This window comes from Acinetobacter sp. YH12239, from assembly GCF_013417635.1.
In the GTDB taxonomy this organism is placed as follows: Bacteria; Pseudomonadota; Gammaproteobacteria; order Pseudomonadales; family Moraxellaceae; genus Acinetobacter.
Genome location: NZ_VPDP01000007.1, coordinates 129,665 through 142,578, shown reverse-complemented (window position 1 = coordinate 142,578; position 12,914 = coordinate 129,665). Strand labels below are relative to the sequence as shown.

The following is a 12,914-nucleotide window of genomic DNA, read 5'->3' as shown; positions in this document are numbered from 1 at the left end:
CTGAAATAAAGATGTAAATGAAAGATTTGTTGTGGGCTAAACTCGTTAACCCACAGCTTTTATATTTAGCTTTTATTCTCAGTTTTGATGCTTAATGTGCCGCTTTACGTTTCGAGAATTTCTCAACCATGCTCATGACGACAATAAAGAAAATCGGTACAAAAATAACAGCTAGAATTGTTGCGCTGATCATGCCGCCAAAGACGCCTGTACCAATCGCTTTTTGAGTTTCAGAACTAGCGCCACTGGCAATGACTAAAGGAATAACGCCACAGGTAAATGCCAAAGATGTCATTAGGATTGGACGTAAGCGCAATTTAGCGGCTGCAACGGTTGCCTCCACTAAACCCATTCCTTCTTCTCTTAATGCTTTTGCAAACTCAACAATCAAAATGGCATTCTTTGCAGATAGACCAATAATCGTGATCATGCCGACCTTAAAGAAAATATCATTTGGCATACCACGTAACATTACTGCTAAAAAGGCGCCAATCAACCCTAGAGGGACAACTAGCATCACAGAGAATGGAATTGACCAGCTTTCATAAAGTGCTGCCAAGACAAGGAAAACGACTAACATCGACAACAGTAATAAAAACAAGGTTTGTGATTCCGACTGTTTTTCTTCTAGAGAAATCCCAGTCCACTCATAACCCACACCTTTCGGAAGCTGTTTAATCAAATTTTCCATCTCAGTCATGGCTTGTCCTGAAGATACACCTGCTGCTGGACTGCCAGAAATACTCAATGATGGACGACCGTTGTAACGATTGTATTGTTGTGGTGAATGTTGCCAAATGGGTGTAATTATTTCAGACATTGAAACCAATTTACCGCTTTGACTGTTCACTTTAATCTGAAGAATATCTTCAATACTCATGCGTGATTTGGAATCAAGCTGCACTATGACTTGCTGCATGCGGTCTTGATTTGGAAAGTCATTGATGTACATCGAACCCATTGAGGTTGAAATAATATCGGTCACATCACTGAAATTAACACCTAATGCCTGCAATTTATCTCTATCAATTTTAAGCTGTACAGAACTGCCATCTGGCAAACCTTCAGGATAGACCTCCGCCACGATTTTACTTTGTGCTGCTAATGCTAAAAGCTGATCTTGCGCTTCTCTTAAAGCAGGCATGCCAATATTGCCACGATCTAATAATCTCAGTGAAAAACCAGATGAGTTACCTAATTCATCAATGGCTGGTGGTAACACAGACATGGTTTGACCTTCTGAACTTTCAGCCATCGCTATATTTGCATTATTCACGACTTCTTGTGCCGTAATAGTACGCTCTTCGAATGGCAATAGATTAGTAAAATACATCGCTGTATTCTGACCAGAACCACTAAAACCAAAACCTAAGACTGCCATATTGTCTTTAATACCCGTTTCTTGGTCTAAATGATTTTGAAACTCAGCAACGACTTTACGGGTACGTTCTTGAGTTGCATCCGCAGGAAGCTGAATTGAAGTCATAAACCACCCCTGATCTTCTTCTGGCATAAACGCAGTCGGAACGTGTTTAAAACTAAAAATCAGCACAATGACAATGCCTAAGAAACATAACATTGCGAGGGTTTTATGTTTAATTACTTTAAATAAACTACGTTCGTAGCGATTGTTCAGCTTCTCAAAACTGCGATCAAACCATGCAAAAACACCTTTTTTCTGATGGTCTTGATCAATCGGTTTTAACATTGTTGCACATAACGCAGGGGTTAATGTCAATGCAAGGAAAGCTGAGAATAAAATGGAAACTGACATGGTAATGGTGAATTGGCGATAGATAATCCCCACCGAGCCTGACGCCAATGCCATCGGCAAGAATACAGCGGCTAACACTAAGGTAATACCAATAATCGGATTGGTAATTTCCTTCATGGCTTTAGATGTGGCTTCAACTGGAGATAAACTTTCTGTCGCCATAATTCGTTCAACATTCTCAATGACCACAATCGCATCATCGACAATAATCCCAATCGCAAGCACCATGCCGAACATGGTCAGCACATTAATCGAAAAACCTGCAAGTAGCATGACTGAAAATGTGCCAAGCAATGCAATCGGTGCAACGATCGCTGGAATTAAGGTGTATCGAACATTATGTAAGAAAATAAACATGACAATAAAAACTAAAGCCATAGCTTCAAGCAATGTCATGATTACTTTTTCAATCGAAACTTTTACAAAAGGTGCAGTGTCGTAAGGTATAGAGAATTTCATACCATCAGGCAATGCTAGACTTAATTGTTCAATTTTTGCTTTTACACCCTCTGCAGTCTTAACAGCATTGGCACCAGGACTCATTTGTATCGCCACAGCTGTAGAGGCTTTACCATTTTCTAAAATCGCAAAGTTATACATTTGCGCACCAATTTCGACACGAGCAACATCCGATAATCGAACAATGGCACCATTTTGTTGAGCACGTAAACTAATGTTCTTGAATTGCTCTACAGTTTCTAATTGACCTTGAGCAGTCAAAGGAATGGTGATTTGTTGCCCCTTCAACGCAGGAACATCACCAATACGACCCGGTGATATCGGCAAGTTTTGGTTTTGGATGGCTGTATTCACATCTTGAATACTCAATCCATAAGAGACCAAGCGGTCTGGATCGACCCAAATTCGCATGGCTTTCTCAGCACCAAAGTTTTGGACTTTACCAACACCTTCGACCCGTTTTAATTCTTCAATTACATAGCGAGTCATATAGTCACTGACATCAATTTCACTATATTTGCCATTTGGTGAACTCAACCCCACCATCATTAAAAAACCAGATGATGCAGCATCAACCATCAGCCCCTGTTGTCGAACTGTTTGGGGTAGGCGCGACTCAATGGCTTTAATTTTGTTTTGTACATCAACTTGTGCCAGTTCTACATCTGTGCCTGGTTTAAAGGTTGCGGTGATTGTTGCTGTTCCAGAACTATCCGAACTTGAACTGTAATACAGTAAGTTCTTGACACCTGACATTTCCCGCTCAATCAATGTCACAACACTATCATTCAGTGTCTTTGGGGTAGCACCTGGATAGATTGCAGTAATACTGATCTGTGGTGGCGCAACACTCGGAAATCTTGCAATAGGTAACTTGGGAATACTGAGTACACCTAACAAAATAATAAATAAAGCGATCACCCATGCAAAAACAGGACGCTTAATGAAAAATTGAGACATTATTTCTTGCCTCCACTTTCCTGAGTATTTGTAGGTTGCCACTGCTTAATTTTTAGTTTTTGCTCAGGCTGTATACGATCAGCGCCTTCAACAATAACTTTTTCGCCTGCTTGTAATCCTTGTGTTACTACATAGCTATTTTGATAACGTTGACCAAGCTGAATAGGCTTGCTTTGCGCTAAACCTTTTTGATTAACAATCGTAACATTGGCTTTACCATTAATATCATGTTGAATCGCTTGTTCAGGTACTAACAGCGCATTTTCAACTTGAGCTCGGCTCATATTGACTCGAACATACATGCCTGGCAAAAGTTTTTGATTTTGATTATTGACTAGAATACGAATCGTGACATCACCCGTGTCAGGATCAACTTTAGTATCTGAAAATAGGATTTCACCTGTGACATTATAAGGTTTACCCTGACTATTCAGGATTTCAACCGTATGTTTGATGTTTGACACGTCACCTTGCTGCAAAGCTTCCTGTAGCTTTTCATAATCACTAATTGATTGCTTTACATCGACGTAGACTTTATTAATCTGTTGTATTACGGCCATCGCATTGCTATCGCCTTGACCAACCAATGCACCTTCAGTCACTAAGATTTCACCAATCGTTCCTGAGATGGGTGCTGTGACAGTGGCATATTTAAGATTGAGCTGCTGTCTACTTAACATAGCTTGCATTTGCGCCACATCGGCTTTTGCTTTTTTATAATCTGCTTCCGTATTGTTGTATTCCTGCTGACTAACCGCATTTACTTTTACCAATTCAGTGTAGCGTTTTAACAGCACCTGCAAACGTGTCACCTCAGCTTGTGCACGGTTTAAAGTAGCTTGATTGCTTTTTACATCTGCCTGAAAGATTTCAGAATTTAATTTAAAAAGTGGTTGACCTGCTTGCACATAAGAGCCTTGTTTAAAAAGCACTTTATCAACAATTCCACCTACTTGCGGACGAATTTCAGCAATCCGGTAAGCTGTAACACGGCCGGGAAGATTTTCAATTACATTCATAGATTGCGGTAATACAGTGATGGTACTGACCACCACCGGCGGCATTTCTGCTGCGGACTGTTCAGCATCTTTGGATTGTGTACAGCCGATCAAAAGTACAGTTGTAATAAGTATTGAACTTATTAAATGATGACATGTTTGCATGTTTTTTCAGAGAGAGTTTTAGATGCTACTATTTTGAAATAGCAGTGTTTATGAATTGCTAATGTTATGTGGAGATTGTGTGGAGAAAACTGTTAAATGGGAAGTAATTTTAATTTGGCTGAAACTATTATTAATAATAAACACTTGATTTTGTTAAGCTAAATTATTGTTTTATAATAACTTTATTAATATTGGTTGATTGAGAAACCTGTTGGAAGTTTTAGATATATTTCATACTATTCTTTATATGAGTTATCTATTTAAAAAGAAGTAATAAAGAAGCTAATGGATCATTTTGAAGTAGAAGTTTTAAAACAAGCTGCTTCGTAATTCTTCAATAAATACGAAGCATATTTTAGTAAATTTAATTCTCTATTTATAATTTTTTCTTTTTTATTAATATTTTGAAAATTTTATTAAAACTTGCAACCCAATCAGCTTGGTCAGTATGCATGTGCTTCATGGCTCTTTTTTGATTGAAGTTAGTCTTGCAAATATCGAACCATTTTTTTGTTCCTTTTTTCCCCTCAATTGCTTCACAAATCATGGTTATATTTTTTTCATTAAGCATCTCTTTGGTAATAAATAGAAAAAAACAAAATGCTTCATTATTTTTGTTATTTTTCTTAATATCAATAAGGTAAAGATGATCATGAAATTCGGCTAACTCTAACTTTAAAAACAAAAGTAATCTTCCAACGTCATCGTTAATCCAAGTATTATGAATAGGGAATTTAACGATGGGCTTTATCTGTAAAAGTGAAAAGGTGTCTGAAAGATTTCCACTTTGATCAATGCAAGATACTTTAGTTAATTTAGTAGAATCTTTTTTAGCTTCAATGTTTTTTAAACTACTAAATATAAGAGCAAGATCATCTACATCTAGTTTATTCGGTTTTTTTTCTGAATTTTCAGATTTTGTAGGTTTATTCTTTCTATTGCCATAACGGTTGCCTGATGATTCTTCATCTTTATTTTCATTTTTTTCTTTACTTTCAATATATTGTATATTTGATTCAGTTTCAATTACTTCTTCAATAATCTCAATATCGAAGTCAGTAAAATCTACTGAAATATCAGTCTGTTTTTTATTTTCACCTCTGTTGTGAGATGGGTCTTCTTGGGTGTTGATACGAGTGTTATTGCGTTTTTTTTTGTTTCGACCTTGTCTATGAACTTTATCTTTATCAATGGTTTCTATCTGTTCCTCTGATTCTGTTACAGGTGCATAAGCTACTATAGGAAAATCAGCAATAGGAGAAACTTTAGATACGTGTGTAATTAAAAATCGTTTTCCATTTTCAAGCCAAATACCTTCGGCAGTTAAGCTCATTGTTGTTGAATGCGGAGGAATTACACTAGGAAATCTAGATGGATATGGCTTTCCAGTTTTATCGAGTTTTATGTCATTTAACGAATTTCGTATATTTAGCACTTTTTCTTGGGTGTTTTTGTTTAGTGCTAGATTTGCCAAAAATGTGATCGCTTCTTTTCCTATGGTTTTAACCATATTTTTTTTCAGTACAACAGATATTTTTTCAACATTTTCAACATTTTCAACATTTTGAATTTCATATTTTTCTAAAAATAAATCAACTATATGTGAAATACTGTAATTTTCATTGATGATATGGCCTCTAATGTCCTTTCTTGCAGGGATATAAAAAGCATGGAGTGAATGAATACAACTTGTAAGTACTTCGATATTATCATTTGATTTTAAAATACAATATTTACTCATTAAAAATGGGTAATATCTAAAAGGCACATTTGCACTGTATTCATTTTTAGGAATGAATATTTTTTCATTATATAAGTAGTATTCGTCTGAATCAGGAATCTTAGCATCAAATCTAATGATCTTTGGTTCGTTAATGGAAAAATCAAACTCAAAATTAACTGTTCTCAGACAGTTATTAAAAGAGAATTTTCTTCCCTCTATTCGTGTTTGGCCTTTCCATATTGTGCCAATTTGTACTGTATCCAAATCTCGAAAAGTGACATCATATTTGTTGTAAGAATTTTCAGATACATTTAAACGATTAGGGTTTGCCGCATCAAGCTCAACAAGTAGAACTTCAATTAATATATTGTCAGATTCAGAACTCGAATTTAACTTTAAACAACTATATAGGTAGACAACTCGTTCGATTTCATCATCAGGAAATGAGTCAATAGAGGTCATATCAGAATATACTCTAATAAAGGTTATTATAAAAAAGAAATTATGAGTTATTAATAGTCTATTTTTATATATTTGACTAGCTTCTATTTTTGTAAACTAGCTTTTATTTTTGTAAGTGACATCCACCACCAACCAAGGCCACAGCGGATGCCGTATGATGTGGCGCTCTAAAGGGGCGATGACCAAATTGATAAGGTGTATTTGCAATGGAGTAAACACTTGCGACCTCTAAGTGTTCTTGATTGGTTAATGGGGGCAAGATGCCAGACAATCTTGAGGCAAGCAGTGTTTTACCAGTGCCTGGCGGGCCTTTAAATAAAATAGAATGTCCACCAGCTGCTGCAATTTCTAAGGCGCGTCTTGGACGTAATTGACCTTTGACATCAGCGAGATCAAATCGATTTATTTGAGGTTGGATCGTTTTATTCGCTAATATGGGTTGAATTGGACTCGATTGATCAAAGTGTTGGCAAACATCTTTTAATGACTTGGCTGTATACACCTCAAAATTGGGAAGAAGGGCTGCATCATCCAAATTATTCACAGGAATCATTAACTCATGACCTGCGGTTTGACATGCCATTGCGATAGTCAAAGTTCCAGTTACAGGTCTTAACAGACCATCGAGTGCCAATTCACCTATAAATTCAAAACGGTCAATATTTTGATCATGTAGTTGCCCAGAAGCGATTAAAATCCCCAAAGCAATAGGTAAATCAAGCCTTGAACTATCTTTGGGTAAATCAGCTGGGGCTAGATTGATCGTCAGCCGTTTGGTTGGAAATTGAAAACCGCTATTAATGATTGCAGAACGGACACGATCCTTGCTTTCTCGAACAGCAGCTTCTGGAAGACCTACAATGGTGAGTGAAGGTAATCCTTGGCTGACATGAACCTCGACTTCAATCAGTGGTGCATGTAAACCAAGAAGACCTCGGGTATAAATTTTGGCAAATGACATAAAACTGAACCATTATTATATTATTTTTAGAATTGCTTTATTTTTAATCACCAACTTTGTGTTTAAGCACTGTATTGGTGCAATTTTGCTTATTTTTGATCGGAAATTAAGCTTTCTAGTGATTTTAATTGCGTTTGAAGTTCTGTTAAACGGGAATTGGCATTGTTTAGTGCAGTTTTCTGACGTTCGATTTCTTCTTTAGAAACCAAATCCATTTTACTAATCGCTTCGTTTAACAACGCTCTCACATTTTTTTCTAAATCTTTTTTGGGTTGGTCAACCTGTTCTAAGATTGCCTGTAATAAAGTTTCAATCATAGTTCTTCCGAATAATAAGTCATCAACATTGAAGTTTAACATCCGTTTTGGATTGACCCTAGTGTTAACTACATTTCATAGGTTAAACCAATAAGAACATAAAAAAAATCCATCAAAATTCCCAATATTTTTAGAACATAAGACCGTGTAGGCGTATAAAATAGGTTATAAATAAGTTCATGCTGGCTGATTAATATCCCCAACCATTATGAAGTTTGGCATGAAATTTGAACATAAAACCTTACTGGTGAAAAAAGCCGAAGGAAAACAACATGAAACTCGTAACAGCAATTGTAAAACCATTCAAATTAGATGACGTGCGTGAAGCACTCTCTGAAATTGGCGTTCAAGGGATCACCGTAACTGAAGTAAAAGGTTTTGGTCGTCAAAAAGGTCATACTGAACTTTATCGTGGTGCTGAATATGTGGTTGATTTTTTACCTAAAGTAAAAATTGAAATCGCAATCAGTGACGAAATGGTTGATTCAGTGATTGAATCAATTACACGTGTAGCTAGTACTGGCAAAATTGGTGACGGAAAAATTTTCGTGACGAATCTAGAACAAGTTATCCGTATCCGTACTGGTGAGACTGGTGCTGACGCAGTTTAATTTGGCATGAAGTTTGCTGAGTAGCGAATAACTCACAAAAACTAGGTTGGGGGATACGAATGAAAAAAATGCTAATGGCGCTGAGCTTGTCTGGCGCACTCTTAGGTGGTTCTGTCGCATGGGCTGAAGAAGCCGTGTCAGAACCAACTTCTACTGAAGTTGCAGTTGTTGAAACTGAGGCTTCATCTACAGATTCTAATTTGGTTGAAACATTACCAGCAGCTCCAGAAGAAGCTCCTGCTGAAGAAGCGGCAGTTCTTGATACGGGTGACACTGCCTGGATTTTAGTTTCAACTGCACTCGTTTTACTCATGACCATTCCTGGTTTAGCGCTGTTCTACGGCGGTATGGTACGTAAAAAAAATGTCTTAAGTACCATGGCACACAGCTTTGTCGCTGCTGCAGTGGTCAGTATCGCTTGGGTGGTGGTTGGCTACACACTTGCTTTTGGTGAAGGTAATGCCTTTATTGGAAGTCTAGATAAATTTATGTTGTCTGGTATCACTACAGAAGCATTGAGTGGAACAATTCCAGAAATTTTATTTGTCATCTTCCAAATGACATTTGCAATCATTACCGTTGCCATTATCAGTGGTTCTATTGCAGAGCGTATGAAATTTAGTGCTTTTGTTGCGTTTATCGCAATTTGGGTGGTGGTTGTCTATGCTCCTATTACACACTGGGTATGGGGTGGTGGTTGGTTAGGTAACGATGGTGCACTTGATTTTGCAGGTGGTACAGTTGTTCATATTAACTCAGGTGTTGCTGGTTTAGTTGCGGCGTATATGCTTGGTAAGCGTATAGGGCTAGGCAAAGAATCAATGGCGCCACATAACCTCACATTGACTGTCATTGGTGCGAGCTTAATTTGGGTCGGCTGGTTTGGTTTCAATGGTGGTTCTGCATTAGGTGCAAATGGTTCAGCAGGTTATGCATTGGTTGTTACTCAAGTTGCTGCTGCCGCTGCTGCCATTTCATGGTTAATCACTGAAAAAGTCGTTCGTGGCAAAGCTTCAGTGTTGGGTGCGGCATCAGGTGCGGTAGCTGGTCTGGTTGTGATTACGCCAGCTGCTGGATTCGTGACAGTAGGTGGTGCTTTAGCGATGGGCTTAATTGGTGGTGTTGTATGCTTTTGGGGTATTACAGCATTGAAACGTGCATTGAAAGCGGATGACTCATTAGATGCCTTTGGACTTCACGGTGTTGGTGGTATCGTCGGTGCAATTCTAACCGCATTCTTTGCAAGCGAGTTCATCATGGGCGATGCAGCACCTACAAACGTATTAAGCCAATTATGGGTACAAGTTGAAGGTGTTCTTGCAACAATCGCTTATTCAGCAATCCTGACATTCATCATCTTAAAAGTTATTGATTTAATCATCGGTATTCGTGTTGAGTCAGACGATGAGCGTATGGGTCTGGATTTAAGTCAACATGGTGAGCGTGTTGAATAACGATTAAACACAACAATCAATATATAGTGTGAAACAGCCCTTTGGGGCTGTTTTTTTTCTATATATTGATGAAAGCTCAACATGAGCAGATTTTTTTGCTACACTTGGTGCAAATAGAATTTGTTCAATTAAACTGCTATGCATTGTCCATTTTGCAACGCCGCTGATAGTAAGGTGATTGATTCACGTTTAGCTGCTGAAGGCTGCCAAATTCGCCGTCGTCGTGAATGTATTAGTTGTAATGAGCGTTTTACAACTTTTGAAAGTTTTGAAGTGGTGATGCCTCGGGTCACCAAGTCTGATGGTAAAAATGAACCTTATGATGAAGCGAAACTTCGTCGTTCACTCATGCATGCTTTACAAAAACGTCCCGTGACACAAGAACAAATTGAAACGGTGGTCAGTGATATTCAACTTCAAATTCGTCGACTAGGTGAACGTGATGTGCGTTCGCGTACTATAGGCGAAATTGTAATGAAGGCTTTATTTGCACTCGATCATGTCGCATACGTACGTTTTGCTTCTGTATATCAAGATTTCCAAGATGTAGAAGCGTTTCGCCGTCAAATCGAACAAATGCAACACCGAGATCAAGAACATTAATCTCGCCCCAAATTCAACTTCAAGGTTATGAATGTCTGAGTTCTCGCAACAACAGATCGATCAAGATCAAATGTGGATGCGTCGTGCAATAGCATTGGCGAAGCAAGGTCAATATTCGACAAAACCAAATCCTAATGTAGGTTGTGTCATTGTCAAAGACGGACAGATCATTGGTGAAGGTTTTCACCCCCAAGCTGGGCAACCACATGCCGAAGTGTTTGCACTTCGTCAAGCAGGGGAGCAAGCACAGGGTGCAACGGCGTATGTCACACTAGAGCCTTGTGCGCATTATGGTCGAACTCCTCCTTGCGCGAAAGGCTTAGTAGAAGCGGGCATTGCAAAAGTGATAGTGGCTTGTTCAGACCCTAATCCATTGGTTGCTGGTAAAGGTGTGGCTATCCTACAACAAGCAGGTATAGACGTTGAAGTCGGGATCTGTGAGTTGGAAGCGCGTCCTTTGAACTTAGGCTTCTTTAAAGCCATGTCTAAGGGATTACCTTATGTACGTTTAAAGGTCGCGTCGAGTCTCGATGGTCGTACAGCAATGGCTTCAGGGGAGTCGAAGTGGATTACAGGTGAATTGGCACGTCAGGATGTTCAACATTGGCGTGCAATTTCTGGTGCAGTGATCACGGGTATTGAAACGGTGTTGGCTGATGATTGTCAGTTGAATGTTCGAGCTTTACCGAATATTGAATTAGAGCGAGTTGTGCAGCCTAAACGTGTGATTTTAGATCGTCAAGGTCGCTTACCTTTAGATGCTAAAGTGTTAGAGAATCCTGATACTGTCATGGTCATGGGGCCATTTCGAGCAGAGCTTGCACAACTTGGCGTGATTCAACTCGAAGTTCAGCCCTTAGTTGAATTGCTAAAAGTCTTAAAAGATTTTCAAATCTATGATGTGATGGTGGAAGCTGGTGCAACCCTATCTACTGCATTTTTGCAGGAAAATTTGGTAGATGAATTGATTAGTTATATTGCGCCTACACTATTAGGTCAATCAGCTCGTCCAATGTTTAATGCTGAATTTAAACAAATGACAGAACAACTCCGTTTTAAACTTCAAGATGTAACTCAGTTAGGTGATGACATCCGTTTAAAATTAATCCCTGATCAAGAGTCGCTATGAGTACAGAGTCAACGGTTTATCATAAACGTCGCCATGCAGCACGTACGACAGATGAATATTTGTTTAATCAACTTGTGCCTTATTTAGGCAACAAGCGTCGTTTATTACATTTGATTCTTGAGGCATTAGAAAGCACTGGAACTTTGAATACGAGTTCAGGTCGAGCGCCTATCTTTGCGGACTTTTTTGCTGGAAGCGGTGTGGTTTCTCGTTTGGCTCGTCAAAATGGCTACCGAGTAATAGCGAACGATTGGGAGCCTTACAGCCACGCACTTAATCATGCCATATTGTCATGTACTGAAGCTCCTGCTTTTAAAGAATTAGGCGGATATCAGAAAGCAATTGATTATCTTAATCGCTTGCCTGAGGTCAAAGGATGGGTGACACACAATCTCTGCCCTCGTAATGATGAAATCTATGATCCTTCAAGAGACCGTTTATTCTTCAAACGCCGAAATGGCATGCGCATTGATGCAATTCGCCAACAAATTGCAACTTGGCAAGCTCAAGGTGCAATTGATGATGTGGAAATGAGCGCTTTACTTGCACCTTTATTGTATTCAGCAAGTTTTGTGAGTAATACGTCAGGCGTATTTAAGAGTTTCCATCACGGCTGGGGCGGTAAAACTCAGACGGCTTTAGAGCGAATTGAATCATTACTATGGCTGACCCCAAGTCGTTTTTGTGAAAATTCAAATCTTACAGGCCCAGCGGCTGAAATGTGGTGTGTGGATGCTCAACATTTAGCAAATCAAATGAGCGGTTTCGAAGTCGATGTGGCATATTTGGATCCACCCTATAATCAGCATGCGTATAGTAGCAACTATCATGTATTGAATGCTTTGACTTTATGGGATCAGGTAGATTTACCAAGTCCAGATACTAAGGGTTTCAAGAGCGGAATCGACCGTGCTTGGCGTAAAGAACGACCAAGCCCATACAATTCTTCTAAACATGCCAAAGAAGCGTATGAAAAGCTTTTGCAAACCATTAATGCACGCTATATTTTGACCAGCTATTCAACAGATGGAAATATTGAGGCTGGTGATTTACTTAAAGCGAATTTAGAGCGTGGACGAGTCATCATTTTGACTCAAGATGTTCCAAGATATCGTGTGAGTAAGCAGCGTCAGTCTGAGCGTGCGCGCGTTCTTGAGTTTATCGTGATTACAGACACGCACGCAAAATCAGGACCGCCAATTCGACAGTTACTTGGTCAGTTACACCACTATGCTGAATTGGGTGGTGTTGACACTACAGGCGTCGCTGAACAATTAGATTTATGGTAAAAATAGAAC

Annotated in this window: 9 protein-coding genes and 1 pseudogene; 5 read left to right on the top strand and 5 right to left on the bottom strand. The window is 38.8% G+C overall.

Going from position 1 to position 12,914, the window contains the following annotated elements; translation table 11 throughout:
- Positions 1 to 91: 91 nt before the first annotated feature.
- From FTV17_RS08325 to FTV17_RS08305, 5 genes and pseudogenes are all read right to left on the bottom strand, one after another.
- Positions 92 to 3,196 (bottom strand): multidrug efflux RND transporter permease subunit, encoded by a 3,105-nt coding sequence (locus FTV17_RS08325; RefSeq protein WP_269465455.1) that lies wholly within the window; start codon positions 3,194 to 3,196, stop codon positions 92 to 94.
- Complete coding sequence (locus FTV17_RS08320; protein WP_077109212.1) at positions 3,193 to 4,356, bottom strand: efflux RND transporter periplasmic adaptor subunit; 1,164 nt, start codon at positions 4,354 to 4,356, stop codon at positions 3,193 to 3,195. The genes FTV17_RS08325 and FTV17_RS08320 overlap by 4 nt, the downstream gene beginning before the upstream one ends.
- 376 nt (positions 4,357 to 4,732) lie before the next feature.
- Positions 4,733 to 6,541 (bottom strand): hypothetical protein, encoded by a 1,809-nt coding sequence (locus FTV17_RS08315; protein WP_046267466.1) that lies wholly within the window; start codon positions 6,539 to 6,541, stop codon positions 4,733 to 4,735.
- A gap of 115 nt (positions 6,542 to 6,656) precedes the next feature.
- Positions 6,657 to 7,502, bottom strand: a pseudogene (locus FTV17_RS08310) (YifB family Mg chelatase-like AAA ATPase); the annotation flags it as partial.
- 89 nt (positions 7,503 to 7,591) lie between these two features.
- Positions 7,592 to 7,819: an accessory factor UbiK family protein gene (locus FTV17_RS08305; protein WP_035264082.1), complete on the bottom strand. Its 228-nt coding sequence runs from the start codon at positions 7,817 to 7,819 to the stop codon at positions 7,592 to 7,594.
- A gap of 272 nt (positions 7,820 to 8,091) precedes the next feature.
- Here FTV17_RS08305 and glnK point away from each other — a divergent pair, with 272 nt between their 5' ends.
- The 5 genes from glnK (at position 8,092) to FTV17_RS08280 (ending at position 12,905) form a co-directional block, all read left to right on the top strand.
- Positions 8,092 to 8,430 (top strand): P-II family nitrogen regulator, encoded by a 339-nt coding sequence (gene glnK, locus FTV17_RS08300; protein WP_004650081.1) that lies wholly within the window; start codon positions 8,092 to 8,094, stop codon positions 8,428 to 8,430.
- A 59-nt stretch (positions 8,431 to 8,489) separates the two neighbouring features.
- Positions 8,490 to 9,884: an ammonium transporter gene (locus FTV17_RS08295; RefSeq protein ID WP_179998898.1), complete on the top strand. Its 1,395-nt coding sequence runs from the start codon at positions 8,490 to 8,492 to the stop codon at positions 9,882 to 9,884.
- A 138-nt stretch (positions 9,885 to 10,022) separates the two neighbouring features.
- Positions 10,023 to 10,487, top strand: a complete 465-nt coding sequence (gene nrdR / locus FTV17_RS08290) for a transcriptional regulator NrdR (RefSeq protein ID WP_035263879.1) — start codon at positions 10,023 to 10,025, stop codon at positions 10,485 to 10,487.
- A 31-nt stretch (positions 10,488 to 10,518) separates the two neighbouring features.
- Positions 10,519 to 11,616, top strand: a complete 1,098-nt coding sequence (gene ribD / locus FTV17_RS08285; protein ID WP_179998897.1) for a bifunctional diaminohydroxyphosphoribosylaminopyrimidine deaminase/5-amino-6-(5-phosphoribosylamino)uracil reductase RibD — start codon at positions 10,519 to 10,521, stop codon at positions 11,614 to 11,616.
- Positions 11,613 to 12,905, top strand: a complete 1,293-nt coding sequence (locus FTV17_RS08280; RefSeq protein WP_179998896.1) for a DNA adenine methylase — start codon at positions 11,613 to 11,615, stop codon at positions 12,903 to 12,905. Before ribD ends, FTV17_RS08280 begins: the two co-directional genes overlap by 4 nt.
- The last annotated feature ends 9 nt before the right edge of the window (positions 12,906 to 12,914 follow it).

Excerpts from the sequence above, each read along its gene's own strand:
- FTV17_RS08295 (WP_179998898.1), top strand. The coding sequence starts at position 8,490 with ATGAAAAAAATGCTAATGGCGCTGAGCTTGTCTGGCGCACTCTTAGGT.
- FTV17_RS08305 (WP_035264082.1), bottom strand. The coding sequence starts at position 7,819 with ATGATTGAAACTTTATTACAGGCAATCTTAGAACAGGTTGACCAACCC.
- ribD (WP_179998897.1), top strand. The coding sequence starts at position 10,519 with ATGTCTGAGTTCTCGCAACAACAGATCGATCAAGATCAAATGTGGATG.
- glnK (WP_004650081.1), top strand. The coding sequence starts at position 8,092 with ATGAAACTCGTAACAGCAATTGTAAAACCATTCAAATTAGATGACGTG.
- nrdR (WP_035263879.1), top strand. The coding sequence starts at position 10,023 with ATGCATTGTCCATTTTGCAACGCCGCTGATAGTAAGGTGATTGATTCA.
- FTV17_RS08320 (WP_077109212.1), bottom strand. The coding sequence starts at position 4,356 with ATGCAAACATGTCATCATTTAATAAGTTCAATACTTATTACAACTGTA.
- FTV17_RS08280 (WP_179998896.1), top strand. The coding sequence starts at position 11,613 with ATGAGTACAGAGTCAACGGTTTATCATAAACGTCGCCATGCAGCACGT.
- FTV17_RS08315 (WP_046267466.1), bottom strand. The coding sequence starts at position 6,541 with ATGACCTCTATTGACTCATTTCCTGATGATGAAATCGAACGAGTTGTC.